The following is a 26,384-nucleotide window of genomic DNA, read 5'->3' as shown; positions in this document are numbered from 1 at the left end:
AGCCCCGGTCGGTCACCAGGCCATTCTGACCGTCGCCGCCGGTCGGGCCTGCACCGGGAGTGTCGTCGTGCGTTAATCGTGTGGTTTTCGTCAAGACGGCCCCGGTGTCCAGCGGAGTTGTCTACTGTCCGCCCTGGCAGCTGCTCAACGACGCTGAGGGGACGGGATGAGCGAACAGACTGACCGGCGTGCCGCGCTGGAGGCACGCAACGCGGCGATGCGGGAGCAGGTGGCGAATCTGACCACCCAGTTCCAGCAGCAGATGTCGGATCTGAAGGACGCGCAGTCCAGGGCCATGGCCGTGACCGGCGAAGCGGTGTCGCCCGACGGACTGGTCACCGCCGTCGTCGACGCAGCGGGCACGATCACCCGCCTGGACTTCGCGGTGACGGCGTTCAACCGCAGCACCCCGGAGAAGCTCTCGCGCACCGTGGTGGAGACGATCGTCCGCGCCACCGCGCGCGCCAGGACCGAGGTCAACGAGGCGATGACGGCGACCCAGCAGGGGCCGAGCATGGATCTCGGCGACCTGATCGAGGGCGCGCCCGCCCTGCGGGATCTGCTGCCCACCATGCCGCCGCCGCCCACCCCGCCCAGCGCGGCGCCGCCCGCGCCGCCGCGCAGGCCGCGTCCGCCGGAAGACGACGACGAGGACTTCGGCGGCGGCTCGTTCATGCGCTGAGCCGTCGCGTCGGTGCGACCACACGGACCAGGGTCCGCGTGCGCCACGACATCGGTGATTCGCGCGGCCGTGACTCACCGAGACCCGCAGCACCGAGTCATGCCGTCCCCCAGCCGGGCGTCCCCAGTCGGACGTCCTTAGTCCGGACGTCGACCGGTGCACCGCTATCCGTCTCATCGAGAAGGACACCGCCATGGGAAATGACAACATGGAAGTCGATCCGCCTGCGCTGCGCGCACGGTCGCCGCAGTTCGACGCGGCCGCGGACCAGTTGGAGGGCGCCGGAACGTCCATTGACGGCATCGTCTCGACAGAGGGAGAGTGTTGGGGCGGTGACGAGTCCGGCATGACCTTCGCCACCGACTATGTCCCCGCTGCGCAGGCCGCCCAGGAGAACATCTCCGCGTTGGTGGAGGCGCTGCGCGGAATCAAGCTCCAGCTCGACGCCGCCGCCGACACCTGGGAGTCGATCGACCAGGACGCGGCCGACGGCTTCAGCCAGATGGCGTGAGGGGTTGACATGGGCATCGAGATTCCCGAATGGGTGCAGTGGCTGACCCCCATCGTGGTGGGCGCGAGTTGGCCGGAGGGCGACGAGACGGCGCTGCGCAGGCTCGGCGAGGGCTGGACGAGCACGGCCGCCGAGGTCGGCTCGGTCGCGGAGGCGGCGGAGGCGGCCGGACAGGCCGCGCTGTCCACGATGGAGGGCGACACGGCCGACGCCTTCCGCGAGTTCTGGGGCCAGTACGTCGTCAATGATCCGCAGTTCCTGCCGAAACTTCAGGAGCTGTGCGACGAACTCGGCGCGGCGTGTGACAACGCGGCCTTGGAAGTCGAGTACACGAAGCTGAGCATCATCGCCGCGCTGGTAATGCTGGCCGCCTCGATCGCCAGCATGGTCGCGGCCGCGTTCGTAACCCTCGGCGCAAGTTCGGCCGGAATTCCGATCGCACAGGCCGCGACGCGGTCGGTGGTTCAGATTCTCTTCCGAGAACTCGTCAGGCAACTGGCAATCAACCTGGGCGTCGACATCGCAATCCAGGGCAGCCAGATGCTCGCTGGGAACCGAGATTCCTGGGATACCGGCAAGACGGTGAGCGCAGGTATCACCGGGCTGGCTTCGGGGATCGCTGGCGGCCTCGGCGACGCATTCCTACCGACAGCAGCAGTCGGCAGCTTCACCGACGCGGCCATCCAGGGCGCCACGAACGGAGCGATCACCGGCGCCGGTGCAAACCTCCTCGACCGAGGAATCAACGATTTTCGCAACGGGGAGGCCTCCTCCTTCGGCGACTACTTGCAATCGGGTGCCCAGGGCGCAACTGTCGGCGGTACGAACGGAGCCGTCTCCGGTGCGAACGGCCACGCTCAGAACCTCTGGGACGGCAACCCAGGCGGCCGCACTGGAGACCGTCCACTCGACGTCACCCCGCCGAACTACCCCGTCTCACCCGGTGATTACAACGACCAGCAGTTCTCGAGCCAGCCGGCACCGAGTGACGTGCCATGGTTCGGGCCGCCCGGAACGGCTCCGCCCACCATGCCTGAGATGCAGAACGACGGAGGCTCCGTCCCGATGCCGGAGGTACAAGAGCCAGGCACTTCCGGCACGCAACACGCCTGAGCGGAACGAGGACGCCGCTCGCATTCACATCCCGCGATGCGGTGTTCCTCTTCACACTTGGGTTTTTACTGTTCACCGTGTGACGAGTCATCATCCCGCTCCGTAGACAGGAGAGGACATCACCCCGGTGCCGTTGTTTCCCCGTACGGTCCCGAGCGAGGCCGCCGAGCGTGATCAGGCGACGTTGCAACGGCGTTGGGACCAAATACGTCCGCGACTCATGCTCGCCCTTCTCATACTGCCGATCGGCCAGGTCGTGTTGTTCGGTGGCCTGATGATCGGCTGGGTCGTGCTGCCTGGCGTATTGCTGACCCTCGTTCCGACGGCAGGCGTGATACTGGTGGTCCGACAACTGAGGCGTGGACCGAAGCTGATCACACCGTCGGAGTGGACGGCGAGCGTTGCTCTCAATGCCATCTTGTCCATCCCGATCGTCCTCCTGCCCTTGACCGGCACAGCGGCACAGCAGTACTCCGCAGGGTTCCGAGGAGCACTCGTCCTCGCCATCGTCTTGATTCCCGTCATCTGCCGGCTACTCGTCTGGCAGGCACGCCGCATCCTCATGGCTGAACCGCTGCGGCTTGTCGCGGCCAGTGACTTCGTCTTGGACTACCGACTGCGCTCCAATCGGTGGTTCGCCACCATCACCCTGGACAAGGACCGGCTGCACTGGGAGGCATGGCGAAACTCACTCGCGCGAAGTTACGGGGTCGCGGTCAACAAGGTCGACGTGAGCAGTTCCATCCCCTTGGCCGCGGTGCGAGATGTGAGTCTCCGCATCGTGCACGACACCGAGGGGGGACGTGTCTGGATGCGTGGCCATCTGTGGCGATTGAGGATTCGTCCCGGCCCTGCGCTGGTTCTGCACACCCACTCCGGTGAATGGGTACTGCCGATGACTCGACCCGAAGCGCTGAAGCCGGTACTGCTGGCACGAGCCGAGCACATCCGCGCCAGGATCAAGCAGGGGACGTCACGACCGGAGTTCCGTCCGCATAGGCCTGAACCGGAAGCGAGCTCGTAGGCGAGTCCGGTGTGCCGGCGACCTCGACGATCTTGTTGATCCATCCCGCAGAGACACGCGCACCTGTAACGCGCAGGCCCTGCCAGACCAGCCGAAGAGAGGTCGTCAGCTCGGTGTCACTGATTCCCAGCACGGTGCCCGGCGCCGTGCCAGAAGCCAACCGGGCCGCGCTGCGACGGCGCTGGAACCAGGTGCGCCCGATGTTGATCCTCGGGCTGCTCGTACTGCCCGTCGGTCAGCTGACGATATTCGGCTGGGTGTTCATCGACGGCATGGGTCTCGGCTCCATCTTCCTCATGATCTTGCCTGGGTTCTCGACAGCGTTCGTACTCTGGCAGCTCGCACGCAAGAACACCCTGCTGACGCCGTCCGAGTGGAAATACAGCACGCTGATCAACGCAATCCTGTCCATTCCCTTCCTGCTGATCCCCCTGCTAGGCCCGGCCCGTGTCGAGTACATTGCGGGCATCCGAGGTCCGCTCATTCTCACGGCAGTCCTACTTCCTCCGGTGTGCCTGCTGCTCGTCCTGCAGGCCAGACGCATCCTCGTCGCGGCGCCCGTCTCCGTCGTCGCAGGCAGCGACTTCGTACTGACCTATCCGCTCCGTTCCGAGCGGTGGTCCGCCTCGGTCATCCTCGACAAGGATCGGCTGCGCTGGGAAGCGACCACCAACGAAGTGGGCAACGGGTATGGATCACACGGCTCCCGAGTCGACGTCACCGGAGCGTTTCCGCTCTCCGCCGTCCTCGACACCAGCGTCCGCATCGTCCGCGAGGACGACGACCACCGATCCTGGATGCGCGGTCAACTCTGGAAACTGCACTGTCCATTGGGCCCGGCGCTGGTACTCCACGCCAAGGACGGCGAGTGGTTGATGCCGATGAACGCACCCGATCGGCTCGCACCCATCGTCCTCGCCCGAGCCGAGCACCTCCGCGCCGAACGCGCCCGCGCCAGAAGAGAGGGCGGGACCAAGGCCTTCTGACGAGGCGGATACTCGACCATCAGAAGCACGTGGACCGCCCCGACCGAAGAGAGGTCGTCACCGCAGTGTCGCTGATCCCCCGCACGACTCCCGGCGCCGTCCCCGAGCACAACCGCGAAGCGCTGCAACAGCGCTGGGATCGCATCCGCCCGATGCTGCTGCTCGGGCTCCTCGTGCTGCCCGCCGGTCAACTGGTCGTCTTCGTGGGAATCTTCCTCGATCACCTGGGACCACGAGGTGCTGCCACCGCGCTCCTGCCCGGCGTCCCGCTGGCGATCGTGCTGACGCAGCTCATCCGGAACAGGCTGCTGCTGTCGCCGTCCGAGTGGCGGTCCAGCACCGTGCTGACCGGTGTGTTCACCGTCCCCTTCCTGGCGTTCCCCGTCTTCGGCGGAGATCCTGTCGACTACCTCGCAGGCTTCCGAGGCGCGCTCGTCGTCATCGCGGTGCTGCTTCCCGTGGTGTGTCTGATTCTCATGGTCCGCGCGGGCCGAATCCTGATCGAGTCGCCCGCGACCGTCGTCGGAGCCTCCGACTTTCACCTGGTCCATCGGATTCGATGCAGGCGGTGGTCTGCGGACGTCACGCTGGATGAGGGCCTGCTGCGCTGGCAGGCGCTGCGCGGCTCGCTGAGCAAGCGGAATCACCGCAGGCAGATCGACGTGGAGGGTTCGCTGCCCCTCACCGAGGTACTGGACACCGGTGTCCGCATCGTTCGCGACACCGACCGCGGCCGGGTCTGGATGCGCGGCCGGTTCGAGAGTCTGCGGTGTCCGGCGGGCGCGGCCCTCGTCCTGCACACCGGCGACGGCGAATGGCTCCTGCCGATCACCGAGGCCGACAAGCTCGGGCCGATCCTGCTCGCCCGCGCGAATCACCTCCGCGCCACGGCGGCTTCCGGTGATCCGGCTGTCCCCGGTCGACCGCCTGAACAGCTCGCCTGAGGCTGCCGCCGGACCGACAGCGAGCCTGAGCCCCGCCGCCTGCCACGCCCGCAGGCCGTTCAACGGTCGCCGACCTCGCGCCCGACGTACCCCTACCCCTTCCTCACCGCGACAGGCCGCCCGCCCGTCGCCCGCCCGCGCGAACTCGGTTACCTCGCCCCCGCCGCCCCGGCTACCCTCACCGACGACCGGGACCGAGGCGAAGGAGTCGACGTGACGCAGACCAGGCACGTCGAGCTGCCGACGCGGTCGGGCGGGCCCTTCCCGCTGGGCGCGCACCTGACCCCCGACGGAGTACGGTTCGCGCTGGCCTCCGCTGTCGCCGATGCCGTCGAGGTGTGCCTGGTCGACTCCGACGACGCGGGCGGGCTGGTCGAACGCCGGGTCGAGCTGACGCAGCGGACCTACGGCGTGTGGCACGGCATCGTCCCCGGTGTGGCCCCCGGCAGCCGCTACGGATTCCGCGTGCACGGCCCGTACGAGCCTGCCAGGGGCCTGCGCTGCAATCCGAGGAAGCTGCTGGTCGACCCGTACGCCCGACAGATCAGCGGCAGCCTGACCGACGTCGATGTCGCACTGGGCTACCGCGACGATCCGATGACGGGCAGGCCGGACCACGTCGACTCGTTGGGCAGTGTGCCGCTCTCGGTGGTCACGGCTCCGACGGCACCGCTGCGGGACGTGCGGCCGGAGGTGCCCTGGGAGGAGACGGTCGTCTACGAGCTGCACGTTCGCGGATTCACTCGCAGCCATCCCGACATTCCGGAGCACCTGCGCGGCACCTACCTCGGCGTGGCCCACCCGGCCGCGCTGGATCACCTGTCCCGACTCGGCGTCACGGCGGTCGAACTGCTTCCGGTGCACGCCGCGTCCTCGGAGGCGGGCCTGCTGCGCCGAGGCGCGCAGAACTACTGGGGCTACTCGACTCTCGGGTTCCATGCGCCGCATGCAGGCTATGCGAGCGTGCCGGGCCGTGAGGTCGCGGAGTTCCGCACGATGGTGACGGCCCTGCACGCGGCAGGGATCGAGGTGCTGCTCGACGTCGTCTACAACCACACCTGCGAGGGCGGCCTCGACGGGCCGACACTGAGCTTCCGGGGCATCGACGCCCCTGCCTACTACCTTCAAGACGCCGAAGGCCGGCCGGTGGACATCACCGGTTGCGGCAACACGATCGACGCGGCATCGCCGACGGTGATCCGGCTGGTGACGGACTCGCTGCGGTACTGGGCGGAGGACCTCGGCGTGGACGGGTTCCGCTTCGACCTGGCCAGCGCGCTCGGCCGGGGTCGGGGCGGTCCGTTCGACCCGGACGGCGGACTGTTGACGGCCATCGCCTGTGATCCGGTGCTGTCTCGGCGCAAGCTCATCGCCGAGCCGTGGGACGCGACCGGCGAGGGTTACCGGGTCGGCGGCTTCGGCGTGCAGTGGTCGGAGTGGAACGGCCGCTACCGCGACACCGTCCGCGACTTCTGGCGCGGCGCCACGGGCGTGGCAGACCTGGCCTACCGGCTCGCGGGCTCTTCTGACCTGTATCACGACGGCGGGCGCAGGCCGTGGGCCTCGGTCAATCTGATCACCGCCCACGACGGCTTCACCCTGCGCGACCTGGTCTCCTATGAGCGCAAGCACAACGAGGCCAACGGCGAGGACAACCGGGACGGCACCGACGACAACCGGTCGTGGAACTGCGGAGTCGAAGGCGAGACGACGGACCCGTCGGTGACGACGCTGCGAGCCCGCCAGGCACGCAACCTGCTGGCCACCCTGCTGCTGTCCACCGGGACGCCGATGCTGACCGCGGGCGACGAGCTGTGGCGGACGCAGGGCGGCAACAACAACGCCTACTGCCTCGACGACGAGACGTCCTGGCTCGCCTGGCCGGGTGCCCGGACCGGGTCGATGAACGGCGAAGCCGTCGCCGTGGGCGGCCCGCAGGAACGCACGGCGCGGGAGCTGCTCGACTTCACCCGCACGCTGATCGCCGTGCGCCGCGAGTGCCCCGCCCTGCGGCAGGCCGAGTTCTTCGAGGGCCGCACCACGCCCAGCGGAGCGCCCGATCTGGCCTGGCTGCGTGCCGACGGCGAGGAGATGACCGAGATCGACTGGTTCGACCCCGATCGCCGCACCCTGGGGATGTGGATCGACGGCGGCGACTGCCGATCACACACCAGGTCGGGACTGCCGGTGAACGACCATTCGTGGCTGCTCGTGCTGCACGCGGGCGGCGACGAGGTCCGGCTCACCCTGCCCGGTCTCGTCTTCGGTGCCCGGTACACGCCCGTGTTGACCACCGGCACCCCCGACGGAAGGCCCTCGGACGCCACGTCGCTGCCGGCAGGCGACTCCCTCGCCCTCCCCGGCCACACGCTGCTGCTCTTCCGCGCCGACGCCGTGCGCGCCGACGGCTGAGGCGGCAGACCAGGGCTCGGCGTCCCACCCGGTGGGCAGCTGCGCCGGTTCGCCCCCGGGAAGCTCGGCCCGTCCTGGTGGATCGGTCATCCACCTGTCGTTCGAAGAACAGCAGGAAGCTCCGCGGTCGCTTCAATCAACGGCAGGCCTGATCCTCCTCATGCCGGGCTCCCGCAGCCTGCCGTCTCACCCAGTGAGCAGTGCGTGACCACGGCGTCCGGGCGTGCCACCATCAACGTCATGTTCCGCTCGCTGTTGACGTGGTCCGACCGCCCGGTCGACCTCCAGCGAGTCTCTTCGAGCACCTGTAGTCGGGGAGAGGACGAGACCTCCCGCTGACCGGCGTGTCCCAGGCATCCACGACCGCCCCTGCCGTCGCGTGCGCCCTGCCGAGGTCCGTTCGCCTCCCCCGCCGCCGTGTCCCGAGCGCGGGAGTCCGTCTGAGGCGGCCCCGTCTCGGCAGCCCGTCACCACGCCGAGGAGCATCCGATGACCAGCACGCTGCCCGAACTGTCTCCGCTGCCGACGCTGTCCGACTCCCCCGCCGCGCCGGAGTCGCTCGCGCTGCCCGAGTTCGACGTGCATCCGGGTTTCGACCATCAGGAACTGCGCGCGCACATCCCGGCCGCACGTCTGTTGTGGACGCCCACCGAGCTGCGCGATCTCACCATCACGGTGGCTCGCGAACTCGCGACACCGCTGCATGAGCTGGCCGAGTACGTCCCAGAGCAACGCTGGTGGGCGCGGCTGGCGCTGACCAGGGGCGTCGAGCTGTGGTTGTTGACCTGGCTGCCCGCGCAGGGGACGGAGCCGCACGACCATGCAGGCGCGGCGGGCTCGTTCACCGTGCTCAGCGGCGAGCTGACCGAGCACTACGTCTATGCGCCCGGCCCGGTCCGCACCCGTACACACCACAGCGGGGCGGGGATCGGCTTCGGCCCGCGCCGCGCCCATCAGGTGCTCAACCTCAGCGCGGGGCCTGCGGCCACCGTGCACGCCTACTCCCCGCCGCTGCTGCCCACCCGCGAGTACGCCGAGCTCAGCCAGGTCCCGGCCGAGCTGCCCAGCGTGGCCAGGGCGACGTCGTGAGCATCGACGATCGACTGGCCGCCGCCAGGACGGGCCTGCGCAGGCACGATCCGCAGGAGGCCGCCGCATTGCAGCGCGACGGCGCCCTGTTGATCGACATCCGGCCGAGGGACGATCGGGCGGCCGACGGCGAGATCCCCGACTCCATCCCGGTGGAGCGGATCGTGCTGGAGTGGCGGCTCGATCCGGCGAGTGCGCACCGGCTGCCGCAGGTGGACGCCGAGCGGCCGGTGGTCCTGCTCTGCAATGAGGGATATGCCTCCAGCCTGGCGGCACGGGATCTGAGCGAACTGGGGCTGCGGCACGTCGGGGACCTGATCGGCGGCTTCCGCGCCTGGCGGGCGGCGGGACTGCCGGTCGTCGACGGGGGCGGGCCCGCCGTGCCCTGACGCAGGCACGAACGGCACCGGCCCGGGCCGATGCGGCCTGGAGTCGGTGTCGGCGGGAGCCTTCACCCACGCAGGCCCGTGCCGACCAGACGCAGCACCGATTCCTGGCGCACTGACGGCGGGCGCGCGGGCTCGTCTCGGCGCCGACGGTGTGCCGAGCGGCATGGTCCGGGCGGCGGCGGAGCGGGTGGGGCTCGCCGCCGCCGGACCTGCTCGGCCTGTCTTCGGCCGGGCGGGCCGCCGGGAGCCCGCGCGCGGCGGGAAGGTCGGCCGGCCTTCTTGCAGTCGGTGATCTCGATGCGCGCGTAGCGGCACGGGTCCCCGGCGGGGCTCCACGAGATCAGTCCCGGTCGAGGGCGGCGCAGCGGCGTCGGGCATCGTGTGTGCGTGCGACTCCTGCGGTTTCTGCGACGCCCGGCGCTGCTCCTGCTCGTCGCGAGCGTGCTCGCGGTGATCGTGATCGAGACGAGCCTGACCGGTCTGCCCATGGCCCTGCTCGGCATCCTGACGGCGCTGCTCGGTGCGGCGGCGGGCGTGATCGTCGCGCAGCTCGTGCTTCAGCTTGGGATGCTCACCGGCGGCCTGCTCACCAGGGCGGCGATCACCCGCGTGATCATCGGGGTCGGCCCTCGGCTGCACGCGTGGACCGCGGCTCGCCGGACGGTGGTGCTGCGCGCGGTCCCGCTCTTCCTCTCGGTGAGCGTGGCCGCAGGCCGGGAACCGGTCCGCCTGCGCATGTGGGGCACCGGAGCCTGGGCCGCGCTGCTGGGCCTGGCGAGCACCGCCGCCTCCTGGCTGGTGTTGTCGGCGGATTCCCTCGGTCGCGGGGTGGCCGTCGGTGTGACGGCGACGGTGCTGGCGTCGCTGGTGCCGCGCCGGGACAGCAGCGTGACGTCCATCGGCTGGCTAGTGCTCAGCCTGCCCAGGATCGGTGCCGCCGAGGTCGCGGAGATGTCCGCGAGCGTCTTGGCCGGGCAGATCACCGAGGCCCTGAACGCGGGCAGGCTGGCCGACGCACGGGCCGCGCTGGCCGAGATGACCGACCGACACGGCGACAGCTGGGCCACCGCCGCCTGCCGGATCGCAGTGTGGGAGGCGGAGGGGAACTACCGCGAGGCGGTCGGCCTGGCCATGCGGCTGAGCGCCGACGAGTCCATCGAGCTGCGCCGTCGGACCGCGACACTGGTGGGCCTCGCGGGTCTGGTGGTCTCGGCGGTCGAGGCGGACCAGCTGCCCGCCGCAGCGGCACTGCCCGCAGGCGGCCATGCCCTGGAGCAGGCCGAGAAGCTGGGCTTCCCCGCGTACAAGCTGCACGGAACGAAGGCCGCCTTCGCCCTGCTCGAAGGCAAGACCGCCGAGGCCATCCGGCTCGCGCTCCTCGCCGAGGACTTCAGCCACGGGCCGCTGGCCCGCGCCGACAACTTCGCCACCCTCGCCCGCGCCAGGATGGCCGCAGGCGACAACCGATCCGCCCGCGAGGCCTTGGCGCAGGCGGAGGAGCACGCCGCCTGGTGGCCGCGAGTGGTCGCCTTGCGGACTCGGCTGGACATCGCCTGAGCAGCGGCCGCGCCTGCGCCTGCACGTCCGTCCCCGTCTACCGACGCGATCGGTCTTCGCGGAACGCTCAGCGCCGCAGTCGATTGAGGAGCGCGACCAGCACGGCCCGTTCCCGAGGCGGCAGCGAGGCCGCGCCGTGGCCGTCGGCCGTCGCCGTGCGCAGGGTGTCGATGGCCGCTTCGAGGAATTCGATGCCGTAGTCGGTGAGTGCCAGTCGTTTCTCGTTGCCTCGGCCGGTGACGGTGAGGTAGCCGCGGTCGGCGAGGCGGATCACGCTGTGGTCGAGGCTGCGGGGTGGCAGGTCGAGTGCGGTGTTGGCGATGGCCTTGCGCATCGGTCGGGGTGAGCGGGCCAGCAGGCGGAGAAGTCGGTAGTCGTAGACGGAGATGCCGTGGCAGTTCCGGAGCGCGTCGGCGGGTTGCACGGTCCAGCGTTGGACGGCGGCGATCAGCGTCTCCCACATCACCCAGGGTTCGGCGGCCACCGTGCCCGCGCCGACGGCGACGTCGAGCGGGACGGGGCGCGGAGTGGGCATCGGCGGGCGCGCGTCGCACGGCCTTCCCGGCGGCGCGGCCACTGACGCGGCCGCCGACGAACCGCCGCCCTGGGCGCCGAGCGCCCGCCTGCCGGACAGGGTGGAATCAGTCGAACTGGTGGCGGACATTCGCCGTTCTCTCCTCGGGATGGTCGGGTGCAGGGGTGGTCGGTGTCGGCTCGTTCTCAGCCTGCTGGCGCGAGCCCTTCCGCAGAAGGTCCGGTCATCCGGGTCGGGTGTCCGGCAGGCAGGCAGAAGGCCGGCGGCAGAGCATTCGGGTCATCAGCAGGTGCACGGGAGTCAGCACTGGTCGGGACGACCGGCCTCACCGGAGTCGCCCGGCTGTCGCGGTCCCGGAGCTGCGAGGGGTCGTGCGTCCCCGAGGCGATCGAAGGACGAGACTGCGGGATGGCCGCCGATCGGCGCCGCGTCCACATCGCGGGCCGCCGCGACCCGTGAGCCGATCGACGTCCGACGTGCGGAGGGTGGACCGGCGTCGGCAGGTCGGTCGGGGCGGGATCGTCCGGAGCCGCAGGGTCCCGGAGCGGAGCCGACGTACCGATCCGTCGCCCGCTCGGCACATGACCAGCACGGGCGGAGCCCGATCAGCCGAAGACCGTCCACATCGCACTGCTGGGCAGGCCCCACCCGCAGCCGCTCCCCACATGCCGCCGTCACAGCGGTGCCGTCCACGGGCCGGGCGCCGAGGACCAGATGGCGGTCAAGCCACAGCCCGGCCGAGGGCGCCGCGTCCAGGGTGAACCATGTCGGGTCGTCGGCGCTCACGCGGACACCGCCGTCAGCGGTCGCGGGGCAGGCGTCCGGGTGGTGCTGTGTCCCAGGCACAGCGGGCAGCGTTGGTCGTCGTAGAAGCACACCCGCATCGGTCGCCGGTTCATCGCCCGGAACTCCACTTCTGGCGCGCAGACGGGGCGGATCAGGTCGTAGCCGTTCCAGGCTGCGCTCCAGAGGTGCGTGTCGCCGGAGCGCACTGTGCGGACGAACCAGGCCATGCCGGTCACGGTCCCTCCACCGGGAAGCACGTCGGGCACCGCAGCAGGCGTACCCACTCCTCCACCGACACCAGCACTGCCCCGCACACCGCCACGTCGACCGTCTGGTACGACTCGTCCCGGCGGTGCTCCAGCCGACGGAACCGTCCCGCCCACCGCTGCGGCGGCTGAGGGAGCGGCCGACGTCCTTCGCTCGGCGACATCGAGTCGCCGCCCCGCTGCGGTCCCGCGTTCGTCGCCCACACGACGAGCCCGGTCACGTCAGAGTCCCGGTGAGCACCCGCGTCCATCCCGGCGGCGGATCGACAGGCCGACAGGCATTCCCGAAGGCAGCCTGCCGACATTGACGGGCGACCACGTCGAGCCGACAGCGCACGGCGGCTCGCCTCGCCCGCAGCTCGGCATCAGCCCGATCGCGCGACCGCCCAGCCACGGTTCGCGCGTCGGCGGCCCGCTGTTCGGCGGCCCGAACGCGTGCCCAGTCACGACGGGACGGCGGCCGCCGAGCGGGATGCGCCGCCCGCCACCAGCGCCAGACCACGTCCACTGTCGGCAGGCCGATGCACAGGACGAGGAGCACGGGCGTAGAGGGCGTCGGCGGCGGGGGTTGTCATGAGGACCATCCCGAGGACCCCGTGAGGAGCGTCCGAAGCTCGCTTTCGTCGGCAGAAGTCCTTCGGCAGGCGGCGTCTTCGGCAAGCCCAGCAAATTCCGGACTGTCAGGCATTCCCTTGGTCATCGCACCTCACATCGAAGTCATGGATCAATCAGGAGTCGGGATGCGGACTGTTCTCGCCTTATCGGCTGAATGTCACTTTCAGCGATCTACTCGTCACGTCTACTATCGAGTTCGATACCCGAAGATTCGAGGAGATCCGGGAACCACGCATGACATGCGCATGACCATGCATCGGAGGTCGGTCAGACATGGAGCGTTTCGGGGACGTACTGGCCCGACTACGTAGGCAGGCAGGCCTTACACAGGCCGAGCTGGCCGACGCAGCACACTGGAGTCAAAGTCAGATCAGCCGAGCCGAGTCCCACAAGTGCACGCCCGATGCACGGACGGTTCAACGGCTGGACGAGATCCTTGCCGGCAACGGTGCGCTAACCGCCTTCTTCGTCGCCACCGAGACAAAGAAGGGGCAGATGCCGATGTCCATCAAGCCGTGGGGAATCACCGATATCGTGCGGAGACTTCATCGCAGCGATGTCGGCGTCCACACGCTCGACCAGCTCGCGCTCGCCACGGAGCAGATGTGCTGCGACTACGCCTGGCGCGACGCGCGGGAACTTCATAGCGAGGCCATAGGGTGGCTCTCCTACGCGAGTTCGCTGCTGGACGGGCCGACCAGCCTGCGGGAACATCGCGAGGTCCTGCTCATCAGTGGCTGGCTGATGCTCCTCCTCGGCTGCCTCGAGTACGACCTCGGCCTGGCTCGGCAGGCCGACCTCACCCGCGCGGCGGCGCTGGAGATCGGCAGGGAGATCGGGCACGGCGAGATCATCGCCTGGTCGTTCGAACTCAGTGCCTGGTTCGCCCTAACTCAGGGCAGGCTGCGGACGGTGTCCGATTACGCGGCGGCGGGCACCCGCGCAGCACCGAACTCCTCGGTCGCCGTCCAGCTCGCCGCTCAGTCGGCCAAGGCTCAGGCCCGCATGGGCGACATCCAGGCCGTGCGTCGCGAACTCGACGACGGCTTCCGGCTCCTCGGCAGGCACGATCACCCCACTCGACCGGAGAATCACTTCGTCATCGACCCGACGAAATGGGACTTCTACGCCATGGACTGCTATCGCCTCGTCGGCGACGACACCCGTGCGGCCGACCATGCCCACGAGGTTCTCCGGCTCTCGCGGCTGCCCCATGGGGCAGAGCGCAGTCCCATGCGCGCCACAGAAGCCCGGTTCACCCTCGGCATCGGCTCGCTGCGCGACGGCGACCTCGACGGCGCCCACGCCTGGACCCGAGCCGCCGTCGAGGTAGATCGACGTTCACTGCTGCCCTTCACGATGCTCGCGCAGGAGATGCATGCCGAGACCCGCCGCCTCTACCCACGAGATCCCGCCGCCGCAGAACTCCGGGACTATCTGACCGATACCCGGGCCGCGCTGCCGAGCTGACTACCCAGCACGAAGAAGGCCCGTGGTACGGGATCGGAACGATTTGATCGCCGTCGCCGATGAGGCGGATCATCACCGCATGGGAGCTGTGAACTCGTGAGAGAGACGATCCCTAATCCAGCCTGCACGGGATGGCGGACCTGCCAACGCTGTTCAACTGCCCCCTGAGAATGGGAACCGTGTGACGCCTCCGTCCCGCCGATCACGCTCCGGCCCGACTGTGCACTGTGGCAGAGTCCGCCGAACGCAGGTCGATGACGGCCCGCCCAGACGAGACGAGGTGTCGGACGTGCACGAGCAGTCAGAGTGGGACCTGAGCTTCTTCCCGCCGCCGGTGGACTTCGACGAGCTTCGCACCGAGTCGGATTTTGCCGTGGTGACCGTCAGCGGCGCCGAGATCGTGGAATGCGAGCGCAGCATGACCGACGGGATCGTGTCCGCGATCAGCCTGCGCCTCTCGCTTCCTGACCAGGAGATTCTGGTGCAGTCCTGCGCGGACGACCGGAGCGAGTCGGACATCGGTGCAGTGGCGGCGAGCTTCCTCAGCGGCCCCGGCCGCGCCAGAGTGCGGCCGTCGCGGACCGCTGTCGAGGAGAGGTCGCACGCGTCGCCACGAGTCAACGGCAAGCCGAAGAAGGCGACGCTGCTGCACTCGCGCGCCGCCACCTGCCTCACGTTCCACCACTCCGGACTGTTCGTGATCGTCGCCGCCGCCCGGTCCACACCGGTCCCCGTGCAGGACCTGCCCTTCACCGTCGCCACCGGCCAGGCCCCCGGCATCGATCTATCAATAGGCTGACGCCGAGCCGGGCATGCGCCGTCCGGGACTGCATCAGCCCTGCCCGTGCACCGTCGCGAGCGAGTTCGGTGCGCCGCCACGCACGACGTTCGACGACGGCCGGGAATCCCGGAGTTGCCGGGACGACGACCGGCAGGCCGCCGAGACCCCGGCGAAGTCGTCACCGAGAAACTCGCTGGCCTCGCCGACGAGCAGCCGACTACGTTGCCGCGCATGATCGAATTCGGTGATCCGGCATTCTTCGATCGTTATGCGGCCGACTACGACCAGGGAACGAATCCCGACCCGACTCTAGGCCGTGGAGTTCCTGGCCGGTCTCGTTCCCGACGGCGGGCGGGTCCTGGAACTGGCCGTCGGCACCGGGCGGATCGCGCTTCCGCTGGCGGCGCGGGGCATCGCCGTGGAGGGCATCGAGGGCTCGCCCGCGATGGTCGAGCGCCTGCGGGCGAAGCCGGGCGGCGCGGCCGTCCCGACGACCGTCGGCGACATGGCCGAGGTCGCGGTGACCGGCCCGTTCCAGCTGTCCTATCTGGTGTTCAACACGCTGTTCAACCTGGTCACCCAACAACGTCAGCTCGACTGTTTCCATAATGTCGCGAAGGTCCTGGCACCCGGCGGCCTCTTCGTCCTCGAGTGCTTCATCCAGGACGTGAGCGAGTTCGACCGAGGCCAGCGCGTCGCCACCCGCGCACTGACCGAGGACTCGGTGAAGCTGGAGTACCAGCTGCACGACCCGGTGGAGCAGACCGTCACCTATCAGCGCGTCCGCATCGGCGCCGACGGCATCACGCTGAGCCCGTTGCGGCTGCGCTACTGCTGGCCGAGCGAGCTCGACCTGATGGCCCGCCTCGCCGGAATGCGACTCCGCGAGCGATACGACCACTGGGACCGCAGCCCGTTCACCACGGCCAGCAGGCGGCACGTCTCGGTCTACGAGCGGATCTGACGGCGGCGCCGAGCCACACACCCGGAGTTCGCCGCCGTCGTCCAGATCAGTCCGCCAGCACCACGCGCCCGAATTCGGCCGGGGTGGACAGCAGGCGATGCCGGGGCAGCACCCGCACCGTGTAGCCGGACGGGCCCGCGTGGGGCAGCGGGACCTCGGCGCGGTAGTCGACGCCGCCGAGGTGATCCATGGAGCGGGTGACGACGTCACTCAACTCGCCCGCCTCGTCGGCGCGGCCCACCACCGCCTGCACGTCCACCTCGGCCGGGTCCAGGCCGCCCAACTCCACCCGCGCTCGCACGGTTGCAGGCGTGCCCAGCGAGGGCGCGGGCTCGCCGTCGGCGGTCAGTGTGCTGTCGACGATCCTGATGTGCGGCCAGGCGGCCTGGAGCCGAGCGCGATAGCCCGCCAGCTCCCTGGCGCCCTGGTATCCGTCGGCTCGCATCGCCGAGGCAGCCCGCGCCGCAGGCAGGTAGCAGGACTCGACGTACTCGCGGACCATCCGGGAGGCCTGCACCTTGGAGCCCAGACCCGCCAGCGTGTGCCGCACCATCGACATCCAGCGCTGCGGGACGCCGTCGGTGCCGCGCTCGTAGAACAGCGGGGTGACCCCGGACTCGAGCAGCCCGTACAGCGCCTGCGACTCCAGGTCGTCGCGCCGCACCGGGTCGGTGACGCCGTCGGCGGTGGGGATCGCCCAGCCGTTGCGGCCGTCGTAGAACTCGTCCCACCAGCCGTCGCGGATCGACAGGTTGAGTCCGCCGTTGAGCGCGGACTTCATCCCGGAGGTCCCGCAGGCCTCCAGCGGGCGCAGCGGGTTGTTCAGCCACACGTCGCAGCCCCAGTAGAGGTAGCGGGCCATCGACATGTCGTAGTCGGGCAGGAAGACGATGCGATGCCGGACATCGGCCTCGTCGGCGAAGCGGACGATCTGCTGGATCAACGCCTTGCCGCCGTCGTCGGCCGGGTGGGACTTGCCTGCGACGACGAGTTGCACGGGGCGCTTCGGGTCGAGCAGCAGTTTCCGCAGGCGGTCCTGATCGCGCAGCATCAGGGTCAGCCGCTTGTAGGTGGGCACCCGGCGGGCGAAGCCGATGGTGAGGATCTCGGGATCGAAGACCGAGTCGGTCCAGTCGAGTTCCAACTCGGCGGCGCCGCGCTCGATCCAGGCCGCGCGCACCCGGCGGCGGACCTCGTCGACGAGCCGACCGCGCAACGTGGAGCGCAGCTCCCACAGTCGGGCGTCGCTGACCGGCTCGAACCCGTGGGCGCCCTCGCCGTGCTCGACGCCCTGCTCCGGGTCGCCCAGCAGGTCGATCATCTCGCGGGACGACCAGGTGGGCCCGTGGACGCCGTTGGTGACCGAGGTGATCGGCACCTCCGCGGAGTCGAAGCCCGGCCACAGGCCGCGGAACATCTTCCGGCTGACCTCGCCGTGCAGGGCGGAGACGCCGTTGGCCCGCTGCGCCAGGCGCAGGCCCATGTTCGCCATGTTGAACATGTTGGCGTTGTCCTCGGCACCGAGCGCCAGCACGCGGTGGGTGGGGACGCCGGGCAGGAGGTCCTGTTCGTGACCGTCGCCGAAGTAGTGACGCACCAGGTCGACGGGAAAGCGGTCGATTCCCGCGGGCACCGGGGTGTGGGTGGTGAAGACCGTGCCCGCCCGCACGGAGGCCAGGGCCTGATCGAAGTCCAGGCCGTCGCCCGCGACCAGTTCGCGAACCCGTTCCAGGCCGAGGAAGCCCGCGTGGCCCTCGTTGGTGTGGAACACCTCCGGCTGCGTCGTGCCGACGAGTCCGCAGTAGGCGCGCACGGCGCGGACCCCGCCGACGCCCGCGAGGATCTCCTGCTTGATGCGGTGGTCCTGGTCGCCGCCGTAGAGCCGGTCGGTGATCCCGCGCAGGTCGGGATCGTTGCCCTCGACGTCGGAATCAAGCAGCAGCAACGGGATGCGACCCACCTGCGCACGCCAGATCTTGGCCCGCAGCACCCGGCCGCGCGGCATTCCGACGTGGACGAGGATCGGCGCCCCGGAGGGATCGGTGACCAGGTCCAGTGGCAGACCGCGCGGGTCGATCACCGGATAGTGCTCCAGCTGCCAGCCGTCCCGCGAGAGTGCCTGGCCGAAGTAACCGGCCCGGTAGAGCAGACCGACCGCGACCAGCGGCAGGCCGAGGTCCGATGCCGCCTTCAGGTGGTCGCCCGCCAGCACGCCGAGGCCGCCCGAGTAGTTGGGCAGCGCCTCGGTGACACCGAACTCCATGGAGAAGTAGCCGATGCCTGCGGGCAGCCCCTCGATCTCGCCCGCTCTGCGCTGGTACCAGCGGTCGTCGTCGCAGTAGCGCGCGAGGTCGTCCTCGGCGGCGGCGACCCGCGCCAGGAAGTCGTCGTCCTCGGCGAGGACGTTCCAGCGTTCGACCGACACCTCCCCCAGCAGCCGCAGCGGGTCGCCCTTGACGCGGGCCCACGCCTGCGGATCGACCTCGGCGAAGAGGTCCTGAGTCGGCGGGTGCCAGGTCCACCGCAGATTGGTGGCCAGGGTGCTCAGGGCGGCGAGCGGCCGGGGCAACTGGGCCCGCACGGTGAAGCGGCGCACTGCTCTCACGCCAGCGGACCTTACGGGACACGCGGCACGCGGCGGGAGGTCGGACACGCGCCGGGAGCGCCGTGTCGATCACGCCGGAAACAGGAAAGCGTTTACCAACCGTGATGATGTCAATCCGTTACCTGCATCGTCACCTTCTCGACACATTCGCGTGAGTGACGTCCCCCGAAAATCACTCTTCTCGGCTAATCAGTCGCCGTCCGCTCGCATGACCCACCGAACGGGGAAACGATGGTGTCTTCGGCCCGGCTCGGAGTGGGGGAAGGCACGAGTAGTCAGGATGTAAAGCGATGGGTCTGAGATTCTTCCTGGTCAGCGCGATCGCGATGATCGCCTCCGCGATCGTGGGGATACTGCTGGGGGCGGTGCTGTCGACGCTGCACGCCGATGTCCAAGGTTCCAATCGGTCACTCGGTCCACCGTCCGCATGGTCGGTCAGCGACTCCCTCGGCAGCGACGTCCGGGATTCGAACGACGCCGGTTCCGCAGGCCACCGCACGACCCCGACGAACGGCCTCGGCCGGACGGGCTAGCGTCGGCGGCCATGAGCGAACAGACACGCCTGGCCGAGGGAGACGAGGCCCCGGACTTCACCCTCACCGACTCCGAGGGCAACCCGGTCTCACTGCGCGACCATCGAGGCTCCTCGGTGATCGTCTACTTCTACCCGGCGGCCAACACGCCGGGCTGCACCAAGCAGGCCTGCGACTTCCGCGACAACCTCGGTGACCTGAACGAGGCCGGTCTGACGGTGCTGGGCATCTCGCCGGACCCGGTCGCGAAGCTGCACGGCTTCCGCGAGGACCAGGGCCTGACCTTCCCGCTGCTGTCCGACCCGGACAAGACCGTCCTGACCAGGTGGGGCGCCTTCGGCGAGAAGAAGCTGTACGGCAAGACCGTGACCGGGGTGATCCGCTCGACCTTCGTCGTCGACGAGTCCGGCCGGATCACCAAGGCCATGTACAACGTCAAGGCCACCGGTCACGTCGCCAAGCTGCGTCGCGACCTGGGCCTGGCCGCGTCGGCCTGACGCCCGAGCACGCCGCCTTTCGGGCGGGAGCGCGTCGGTGTGCCGGGGACGCTGCCCCGGCACACCGGATCGGCGGCACGGCGCCGAAGCGTTCTACTCGCCCTGATCGGTGGTGAGAGACCGCAGGCGCGGCAGCAGGGCGCGCAGCGCGCGGCCCCGATGCGAGGCCGCGTCCTTCTCCTCGGGCGTCAGCTCGGCCGAGGTCCGGGACTCCCCGGCGGGCAGGAAGACCGGGTCGTAACCGAAGCCGTTCTCCCCGCGCGGCGCCCGCGCGATGCGGCCTGCCCACTCCCCTCGGACGAGGTACTCCGAGTCGGCCCCGTCGCCGGGCAGGGCCAGCGCGGCCACCGCGACGAAGGCCGCGCCACGGCGCTCGTCGGGCAGGTCGGCCAGCTGCGCGAGGACCAGTTCGAGGTTCGCGGCGTCCTCGCCGTGGCCGCCGCTCCAGCGAGCCGACAGCACACCGGGCATTCCGTTGAGCGCGTCGACCGCCAGTCCGGAGTCGTCGGCCACCGTCGGCAGCCCGCTGGCCTCGGCCCCCGCCCTCGCCTTGATCAGCGCGTTCTCCTCGAAGGTCGCGCCGGTCTCCGGCACCTCCGGGTACTCGGGAACATCGCCGAGGCCGACGACCTCGATGCCCGCCACTCCTTCGGCGAGCAGGATGCGCCGCAGCTCACGCAGCTTCTTCTCGTTGCGCGAGGCGAGCAGCAGCCGCACCGACCGGGCCGTCATCGGTTGACCTTCGGCGGGAGTTCGCCGGGGTAGGGCGCGGCGAGCGCCTCGTTCTGCAGATCGTTCAGCCGGGCGCAGCCCGCCAGCGCGACGTCGAGCATCGTGTCCAGGGTCGTGCGGGCGAACGTGCCGCCCTCGCCGGTGCCCTGCACCTCGATCAGGGTGCCCGCGTCGGTGGCGACGACGTTCATGTCCACCTCGGCCCTGGAGTCCTCCTCATAGGGCAGGTCCAGGCGCACCTGCCCGTCCACCACCCCGACGCTGACCGCGGCGACCGCACAGGACAGGGGCTTGGGATCGGCCAGCAGCCCGCCCGCCTCCAGCCAGGTGATCGCGTCGGCCAAGGCGACGTAGGCGCCGCTGATCGCTGCGGTGCGGGTGCCGCCGTCGGCCTGGATGACGTCGCAGTCCAACGCGATCGTGTTCTCCCCGAGCGCGGCGAGGTCGACGCAGGCCCGCAGGGACCGCCCGATCAGCCTGCTGATCTCGTGGGTGCGGCCGCCGACCCGACCCTTCACCGACTCACGGCCGGAGCGGGTGTGTGTGGCCGAGGGGAGCATCGCGTACTCCGCGGTCACCCACCCGAGGCCGGAGCCCGCTCGCCACCTCGGCACACCCGCCTGGACGCTGGCCGCGCACAGGACCTTGGTACGGCCGAACTCGACCAGCACCGATCCGGCGGGCCACTCCTGGTAGCCACGGGTGAAACGGACATCCCTGAGCGCGTCGTTCTCTCGACCATCTGCACGTACCACCCGGTCACCCTACCCATCGAGCGGTCCCGATTCGATCGGCGTGTCGCCGGGCTTCACTCGACGGCACCGCGTCCGGTCCAGGGCGCCGCTCGGCCGCACGCACCGACCGCCATCGAACTGACCGGCCATGACGGGGGCCGCGACGGTAAGCCGAGCCGACGTCGCGGCTCAGTCGCGCCGGGTCTGCCACGCCGAGACCGGTGGCGGCGCCCCGGCCCAACTCGTCACCCGATCGACGAGCTCACGGTCCGCACTCGGACGGACACCGCGAGCTAGCCTCGGTGACCATGGCGGAGTTCACCCTGTTCCAGAACGGCGAGCGGGTGACGGAGCCCCTCACGGAAGGCGATCTCGGCGCCCGGCTGGCCGACCCGGGCATGGCGGACTGGCTGGACCTGCCCGCGCCCGATCCCGCGCTGATCGATCGCATCGGCGAGGCTCTGGGGCTGCATGAGCTGGCCGTGGAGGACGCGGGCGACGAGCGGCAGCGGCCGAAGCTGGACCGCTACGACTCCCATCTCTTCCTCACCGTGCACCGCGTGGTGCTCGACGAGCAGGACGACCTGCTGGTGTCGGAGCTGGCCGTGTTCGTGACCCCGCACGCGCTGGTGACCGTGCACAAGGACACGAACCTCCACCCGACCGACGTGGCGCGGCGGTGGGCGGCGGCAGGCCGAGAACGGGGCATCGCCTACCTGCTGTACGCGCTGCTGGACGCCGTCGTGGACAGCCACTTCGACGCGGCGCAGGCGTTGGAGGACGAGGTCGAGGAGCTGGAGGACCTCCTCTTCGCGGAGCCTGCTCAGCTGCACACCGTGCAGCGGCGATCACTGCGGCTGCGCAAGAACCTCCTGCGGCTGAGCCGGGTGGCGGCGCCGATGCGGGAGGTGCTGCTCGGGCTGATGCACCGCGACATCGGGCTGATCGACGAGCGGCTGATGCCCTACTACCAGGACGTCTACGACCACGTGCTGCGGGTGACGGAGTGGGTCGAGGGGATGCGCGAGCTTGCCTCCGGAGTGCGGGAGACCCAGCTCGCCCTCCAGGGCAATCGGCTCAACGTGGTGATGAAGAAGGTCACCAGCTGGGCGGCGATCATCGCCGTCCCGACGGCGATCACCAGCTACTTCGGCCAGAATCTGCCCTATCCCGGTTACGGCGATCATGCCGGGCTCATCGGCTCCTACGTCGCGATCCTCGGCTCCTCAGTCGTCCTGTACCTGCTGTTCCGACGCCGAGGCTGGCTGTGATCGGCAGGCGGAACAGCCCGAGACAGGGAGACACGGGCCGCGCCCGGCCTTCGGCGAATTCGAGGCGAGTCCGCCGCGGCGGTCAGACCTCGTGTCGATGTCCCGCGACGGCCCGCAACGTCGGGCCCGCGAACGCCTCGGCCGCCTCCCCCACGACCTCGTCGGCGTCGAACCAGCTCGCCACGTGGGTGACCAGCAGCCGCCGAGACCCGGCTGCGCGAGCCAGCTCCCCCGCCTGTCTGCCGGACAGGTGGAGGTCGGGCACCGCGTCGGGGTGGTCGGGCCAGGTGGCCTCGGCGAGGACCAGGTCGGCGTCGGCGGCCAGTTCGCGCAGCTGCGGGCACGGCCCGGTGTCGCCGGTGTAGGCCAGCACCCGCCCCTCATGTCGGATGCGGAAGCCGTAGGCCTCGCACGGGTGCGCGACCGGGAACGCGGTCACCTCGAAGGGCCCGATGCGCCGGGTTCCCTCGCTGAGCGGCTCGAAGTCGTAGACGTCGGAGAGATCGGTCTCGGCCCGTTCGGCCGCCGAGGGGGCGTACGCCGCACCGAGCCGGTCGGCCGCCTCCGAGGGAGCGTGCAGGGGCAGCCGGTGCAGGCGGGGGTCGTACGGCGGGCGTGGGTGATAACGCCGCAGCACCGTGAGCGCGCTGACGTCCGCGCAGTGGTCCGGGTGCAGGTGCGAGAGGAGCAGCGCGTCGAGGGTGAAGGGATCCCGGTGGCCCTGGAGCGCGGCGAACGTGCCGTTGCCGAGGTCGACGACGAGACTCGCGCCCTCGGCCTCGATCAGGTAGCCGGAGGAGGCGGCGCCGGGGCCGGGTGTGCTGCCGGAGCAGCCGAGGATGGTCAACAACACCCGTCCAGCCTGCCCGTCCCGGCGCCGGGACACCAGAGCGAAACGAGTCGCGGCGGCCGCCGAGGAACAGCGGGCCGGGTTCGCGAACGAACTCCCGGCCCTGCTCAGACCGTCGTTGGACCGGCCCCGGCCGCCTGCCCTCGGCTCGGGCTCTGGGTTCGGGCGCCGGGTTCAGGCGAAGGCGGGCCCCAGGAAGCGGCGGGCCAGCCGTTGGAAGGAGATCGCGTCGCCGGTCGCCGCGAACTCGCGATCTACGGGCTCGTCCGGGTCGGCCTCGCGCAGCAGATCGGTCTCGGTGAGCACCCGCACCACGTCCTTGGCGGTCTCCTCCGCGCTGGACACCAGGGTGACGTCCGGCCCCATCGCGATCTGGAGCACGCCGGTGAGCAGCGGATAGTGCGTGCAGCCGAGCACCAGGGTGTCGACGTCGGCGGCCTGCAACGGCTCCAGATACCCCTGCGCAAGACCGAGCACCTGCCTGCCCGAGGTGATGCCGCGCTCCACGAAGTCGACGAAACGGGGACACGCGACGCCGTGCACCGTGATGTCGCGGGCGGCGGCGAAGGCGTCCGGGTAGGCGCCGGACCGGATGGTGGCCGCCGTGCCGATCACGCCGACCCGCCCCGACCTGGTGGTGGCGACCGCGCGCCGAACCGCCGGGAGCACGACCTCCACGACCGGGACGGGGTATCGCTCCCTCGCGTCGCGCAGGCAGGCCGCCGAGGCGGTGTTGCAGGCCACGACCAGGATCTTCACCCCGTCCGCCACCAGCCTGTCCGCGACCGCCAACGCGTGTTCGCGCACCTCGTCGATCCGCAACGGGCCGTACGGGCTGTTGGCCGTGTCGCCCACATAGCGAAGCCGCTCGGCAGGCAGCTGATCGGCGATGGCCCGCGCCACGGTCAAGCCGCCGACGCCGGAGTCGAAGACCCCGATGGGCGCATCGCGGTCGGGCATCTCAGCTCAGCCCGGGAGTCAGGGTCGGCCTGCTCTGCTGCTTGGCCAGGGACTTCGCCACCAGCCAGGCCGCCAACGCACCGCCGAGGGCGCCGAACAGGTGGCCCTGCCAGGAGATGCCGGGCTGGCCGGGCAGGACGCCCCAGAGGATTCCGCCGTAGAAGAAGAACAAGACGATGGCTACGCCGATCTGCGGCAGGCTTCTGCTGAACACGCCGCGCACCAGCAGGAAGGCCAGCCAGCCGAACACGACGCCGGAGGCGCCGATGTGCAGGGTTCCCATGCCGCCCGCCAGCCAGACGCCCATGCCGCCGACCAGCCAGATCAGCGAGGTCACCGCGAGCCACTGACCGACGCCGCCGGACATCGCCAGGAAACCGAAGATCAGGAAGGGCAGCGAGTTGCCCATCAGGTGCGCCCAGTCGCCGTGCAGGAACGGCGCCCACAGCACCCCGCCCAGGCCGGAGAAGTCCAGGGGCCTGATGCCGTGGCCGTTGAGTCCGCCGGGCGACAGCGGGGTGCTCGTCAGCACGTTGATCAGGTGTACCACCCACAACGTCGCCGTGAACCCGACCATGACGATCGCCGCCTGCTTCGGCTGCGGCGGGAGGACCCGCTTGGCAGGCGGGCGAGGCGGCTTGGCATGAGCGAGAGCATCCACGAGAACGAGCCTACGCACGATCGCGACCCCTGCATCGGGGTCGGCCCTGAGAAGCCCCGGATCGTCTCCGATCCGTTTCCTGCCTGCAGCGGCTCGTCTCCGGACGGATCGGCGGCTGGACCGACGCGGTCAGTGCGGGGCGTCACAGGCCTCCGTCGACGCCTTCCGCAGCGCGCACCGCAGGCGACCAGGACGGCTCCCCGCGCGCCGTGACGACGAGCACGTCTCTCGAGCGACGTCGTCCGATGCCGCGACGTGTGGGCGCAGGCAGCCCATGATCGGCCCCCATCGTCGGCGCCGACGGGGCGACTGATATCGATTGCGGGTGAACAGTCGATCCGGTCGACGGCGGAAGCCCCCGTGCAGGGGGTCCGCACCGACCAGCCGACCCCGGCCGGCCGTCAGGACATCCCAAAGGAGCCAGTCGCCGTGGTGAATCATGCGAGCTGCGAGGTGGCCGTCGAGCAGGCCGCCGCCGAGGGCGCCTGCCCGACCTGGGACATCACCGCCGAGTCGCTGCTCTGGGTGGACACGCCGAACGCCCGCGTGCACCGCTATCAGCCCATCACCGGCGTCGACGTCACCATGGACCTGCCGCAGCGGGTCGGCGCCGTGCGCCCGAGGGTGCGGGGCGGTCTGGTGGCGAGTCTGCGAGACGGCATCGCCCTGATCGACTCGGACGACACCCGACGCTGGCTCGTCTACTGGGCCCGTCCGGATGCCGAACCCGGGATGGCATCGGTCGACCCGGCGGGCAGGCTGTGGGCGGGCAGCCACGCCGCAGCGGCCGATGCGACCCGGTGGCCCGCGACGGCACGGTCCGCGAACGACGAGGCCCCCGCGCCGATGTCCGCTCTCGACCCCGCCACCGCACCGGCCGGGGCCGCAGGCCGGGGCTGGCTGGCCAGGATCGAGCCCGACGGGGCCGCGTCCACGCCGCTGAATCCGGCCGCCGAGATCACCGGGCTCGGCTGGAGTCCCGACGAGCGGTCGATGTACGTCGTCGAGCGCGGCACGCGGCGCGTCGACGTGCTCACCTTCGATCGGCCGACGGGCGCAGGCACGGACCGGCGGCCGTTATTCGAGGTCGCGGACGGTCCTGGCGAGCCGAGCGGGCTCTGCGTCGACGCCGCAGGCTGTCTGTGGGTGACGATCCGAGGCGGCGCGGCGATCCACCGTTACACGCCTGCGGGAGCCCTGGACCGTCGGATCGAGCTGCCCGCCGTCGAGCCGACCGGCTGCTGCTTCGGCGGGTTCGGCTTCACCGACCTCTACGTCACCACCGCGACGCCCGCGACGGATTCCGGGCTCGAGCAGGACGGCAGGCTGCTGGTGCTGCCGGACCTCGACGTCGGGCTGCCCGACACCCTGTTCCTCGGCTGAGCCCCTTCGGCGACGGAGTGAGCGGTGGGAGCCG

Annotated in this window: 27 protein-coding genes; 17 read left to right on the top strand and 10 right to left on the bottom strand. The window is 70.3% G+C overall.

Annotated features, from left to right (window positions below; all coding sequences use genetic code 11):
* Positions 1-166: 166 nt before the first annotated feature.
* From UA74_RS06450 to UA74_RS06405, 10 genes are all read left to right on the top strand, one after another.
* A complete protein-coding gene (locus UA74_RS06450; protein WP_075739475.1) occupies positions 167-682 on the top strand; it encodes a YbaB/EbfC family nucleoid-associated protein in 516 nt (171 codons plus the stop codon).
* A 193-nt stretch (positions 683-875) separates the two neighbouring features.
* Positions 876-1,193, top strand: a complete 318-nt coding sequence (locus UA74_RS06445) for a WXG100 family type VII secretion target (RefSeq protein ID WP_083682972.1) — start codon at positions 876-878, stop codon at positions 1,191-1,193.
* Positions 1,194-1,202: 9 nt separating this feature from the next.
* A complete protein-coding gene (locus tag UA74_RS06440) occupies positions 1,203-2,306 on the top strand; it encodes a WXG100-like domain-containing protein (protein ID WP_075739473.1) in 1,104 nt (367 codons plus the stop codon).
* 127 nt (positions 2,307-2,433) lie between these two features.
* On the top strand, positions 2,434-3,330 hold the full coding sequence (locus tag UA74_RS06435) for a hypothetical protein (RefSeq protein ID WP_157434026.1): 897 nt from the start codon (positions 2,434-2,436) through the stop codon (positions 3,328-3,330).
* Between the two features lie 113 nt (positions 3,331-3,443).
* Positions 3,444-4,316, top strand: a complete 873-nt coding sequence (locus tag UA74_RS06430) for a hypothetical protein (protein ID WP_075739471.1) — start codon at positions 3,444-3,446, stop codon at positions 4,314-4,316.
* A gap of 29 nt (positions 4,317-4,345) precedes the next feature.
* A complete protein-coding gene (locus tag UA74_RS06425; protein ID WP_075764019.1) occupies positions 4,346-5,260 on the top strand; it encodes a hypothetical protein in 915 nt (304 codons plus the stop codon).
* A gap of 213 nt (positions 5,261-5,473) precedes the next feature.
* Positions 5,474-7,672 (top strand): glycogen debranching protein GlgX, encoded by a 2,199-nt coding sequence (gene glgX, locus UA74_RS06420; protein ID WP_075764017.1) that lies wholly within the window; start codon positions 5,474-5,476, stop codon positions 7,670-7,672.
* 489 nt (positions 7,673-8,161) lie between these two features.
* A complete protein-coding gene (locus UA74_RS06415) occupies positions 8,162-8,761 on the top strand; it encodes a cysteine dioxygenase (RefSeq protein ID WP_083682971.1) in 600 nt (199 codons plus the stop codon).
* Positions 8,758-9,150 (top strand): rhodanese-like domain-containing protein, encoded by a 393-nt coding sequence (locus UA74_RS06410; RefSeq protein ID WP_075739468.1) that lies wholly within the window; start codon positions 8,758-8,760, stop codon positions 9,148-9,150. The genes UA74_RS06415 and UA74_RS06410 overlap by 4 nt, the downstream gene beginning before the upstream one ends.
* A gap of 387 nt (positions 9,151-9,537) precedes the next feature.
* Positions 9,538-10,707, top strand: coding sequence for a hypothetical protein (locus tag UA74_RS06405; protein WP_083682970.1), 1,170 nt, complete (start codon positions 9,538-9,540; stop codon positions 10,705-10,707).
* 67 nt (positions 10,708-10,774) lie between these two features.
* On the opposite strand, the gene UA74_RS06400 is transcribed toward UA74_RS06405, so the two are convergent.
* From UA74_RS06400 to UA74_RS33975, 4 genes are all read right to left on the bottom strand, one after another.
* Entirely contained in the window at positions 10,775-11,371 is a 597-nt protein-coding gene (locus UA74_RS06400) for a hypothetical protein (protein WP_075764015.1), read from the bottom strand.
* Positions 11,372-12,024: 653 nt separating this feature from the next.
* Positions 12,025-12,264 (bottom strand): hypothetical protein, encoded by a 240-nt coding sequence (locus tag UA74_RS06390; RefSeq protein WP_075764011.1) that lies wholly within the window; start codon positions 12,262-12,264, stop codon positions 12,025-12,027.
* Positions 12,261-12,515 carry a hypothetical protein gene (locus UA74_RS06385; RefSeq protein ID WP_157442174.1) on the bottom strand — a complete coding sequence of 85 codons (255 nt, stop codon included), beginning with the start codon at positions 12,513-12,515 and terminating at the stop codon, positions 12,261-12,263. The genes UA74_RS06390 and UA74_RS06385 overlap by 4 nt, the downstream gene beginning before the upstream one ends.
* Before the next feature lie 222 nt (positions 12,516-12,737).
* Positions 12,738-12,869 carry a hypothetical protein gene (locus UA74_RS33975; protein ID WP_257787500.1) on the bottom strand — a complete coding sequence of 44 codons (132 nt, stop codon included), beginning with the start codon at positions 12,867-12,869 and terminating at the stop codon, positions 12,738-12,740.
* Between the two features lie 313 nt (positions 12,870-13,182).
* Here UA74_RS33975 and UA74_RS06380 point away from each other — a divergent pair, with 313 nt between their 5' ends.
* From UA74_RS06380 to UA74_RS06370, 3 genes are all read left to right on the top strand, one after another.
* Positions 13,183-14,379: a helix-turn-helix domain-containing protein gene (locus UA74_RS06380; RefSeq protein WP_075764007.1), complete on the top strand. Its 1,197-nt coding sequence runs from the start codon at positions 13,183-13,185 to the stop codon at positions 14,377-14,379.
* Positions 14,380-14,668: 289 nt separating this feature from the next.
* Entirely contained in the window at positions 14,669-15,178 is a 510-nt protein-coding gene (locus tag UA74_RS06375) for a hypothetical protein (RefSeq protein WP_157434023.1), read from the top strand.
* Between the two features lie 298 nt (positions 15,179-15,476).
* Positions 15,477-16,124, top strand: coding sequence for a class I SAM-dependent DNA methyltransferase (locus UA74_RS06370; RefSeq protein ID WP_198042945.1), 648 nt, complete (start codon positions 15,477-15,479; stop codon positions 16,122-16,124).
* A gap of 46 nt (positions 16,125-16,170) precedes the next feature.
* Here UA74_RS06370 and glgP read toward each other — a convergent pair whose 3' ends face one another.
* Positions 16,171-18,729 (bottom strand): alpha-glucan family phosphorylase, encoded by a 2,559-nt coding sequence (glgP, locus tag UA74_RS06365; protein WP_075764005.1) that lies wholly within the window; start codon positions 18,727-18,729, stop codon positions 16,171-16,173.
* Positions 18,730-19,019: 290 nt separating this feature from the next.
* Between glgP and UA74_RS06360 the strand changes: the two genes are divergently transcribed.
* Together UA74_RS06360 and bcp are read left to right on the top strand one after the other, a co-directional pair.
* Positions 19,020-19,262 (top strand): hypothetical protein, encoded by a 243-nt coding sequence (locus UA74_RS06360; RefSeq protein WP_075739459.1) that lies wholly within the window; start codon positions 19,020-19,022, stop codon positions 19,260-19,262.
* 11 nt (positions 19,263-19,273) lie between these two features.
* Positions 19,274-19,759 (top strand): thioredoxin-dependent thiol peroxidase, encoded by a 486-nt coding sequence (gene bcp, locus UA74_RS06355; protein WP_075739458.1) that lies wholly within the window; start codon positions 19,274-19,276, stop codon positions 19,757-19,759.
* A gap of 93 nt (positions 19,760-19,852) precedes the next feature.
* On the opposite strand, the gene rdgB is transcribed toward bcp, so the two are convergent.
* Both rdgB and rph read right to left on the bottom strand, forming a co-directional pair.
* Positions 19,853-20,491: an RdgB/HAM1 family non-canonical purine NTP pyrophosphatase gene (gene rdgB, locus UA74_RS06350; protein ID WP_075764003.1), complete on the bottom strand. Its 639-nt coding sequence runs from the start codon at positions 20,489-20,491 to the stop codon at positions 19,853-19,855.
* Positions 20,488-21,246: a ribonuclease PH gene (rph, locus tag UA74_RS06345; RefSeq protein WP_075739456.1), complete on the bottom strand. Its 759-nt coding sequence runs from the start codon at positions 21,244-21,246 to the stop codon at positions 20,488-20,490. Before rph ends, rdgB begins: the two co-directional genes overlap by 4 nt.
* A 287-nt stretch (positions 21,247-21,533) precedes the next feature.
* Here rph and UA74_RS06340 point away from each other — a divergent pair, with 287 nt between their 5' ends.
* Positions 21,534-22,496, top strand: a complete 963-nt coding sequence (locus tag UA74_RS06340) for a magnesium transporter CorA family protein (protein WP_075764001.1) — start codon at positions 21,534-21,536, stop codon at positions 22,494-22,496.
* A gap of 82 nt (positions 22,497-22,578) precedes the next feature.
* Here UA74_RS06340 and UA74_RS06335 read toward each other — a convergent pair whose 3' ends face one another.
* The 3 genes from UA74_RS06335 to UA74_RS06325 form a co-directional block, all read right to left on the bottom strand.
* Entirely contained in the window at positions 22,579-23,349 is a 771-nt protein-coding gene (locus UA74_RS06335) for an MBL fold metallo-hydrolase (protein WP_075763999.1), read from the bottom strand.
* A gap of 171 nt (positions 23,350-23,520) precedes the next feature.
* Entirely contained in the window at positions 23,521-24,306 is a 786-nt protein-coding gene (gene murI, locus UA74_RS06330) for a glutamate racemase (protein WP_075739454.1), read from the bottom strand.
* Between the two features lies 1 nt (position 24,307).
* Positions 24,308-24,967: a rhomboid family intramembrane serine protease gene (locus UA74_RS06325; RefSeq protein ID WP_075739453.1), complete on the bottom strand. Its 660-nt coding sequence runs from the start codon at positions 24,965-24,967 to the stop codon at positions 24,308-24,310.
* A gap of 429 nt (positions 24,968-25,396) precedes the next feature.
* Between UA74_RS06325 and UA74_RS06320 the strand changes: the two genes are divergently transcribed.
* Complete coding sequence (locus UA74_RS06320; protein ID WP_075765995.1) at positions 25,397-26,350, top strand: SMP-30/gluconolactonase/LRE family protein; 954 nt, start codon at positions 25,397-25,399, stop codon at positions 26,348-26,350.
* Positions 26,351-26,384: the final 34 nt, after the last annotated feature.

It is taken from the genome of Actinoalloteichus fjordicus, from assembly GCF_001941625.1.
Taxonomy (GTDB): domain Bacteria; phylum Actinomycetota; class Actinomycetes; order Mycobacteriales; family Pseudonocardiaceae; genus Actinoalloteichus_A; species Actinoalloteichus_A fjordicus.
Note: the sequence above shows the minus strand (reverse complement) of the source record. Positions and strands in the feature narration are given on the sequence as shown.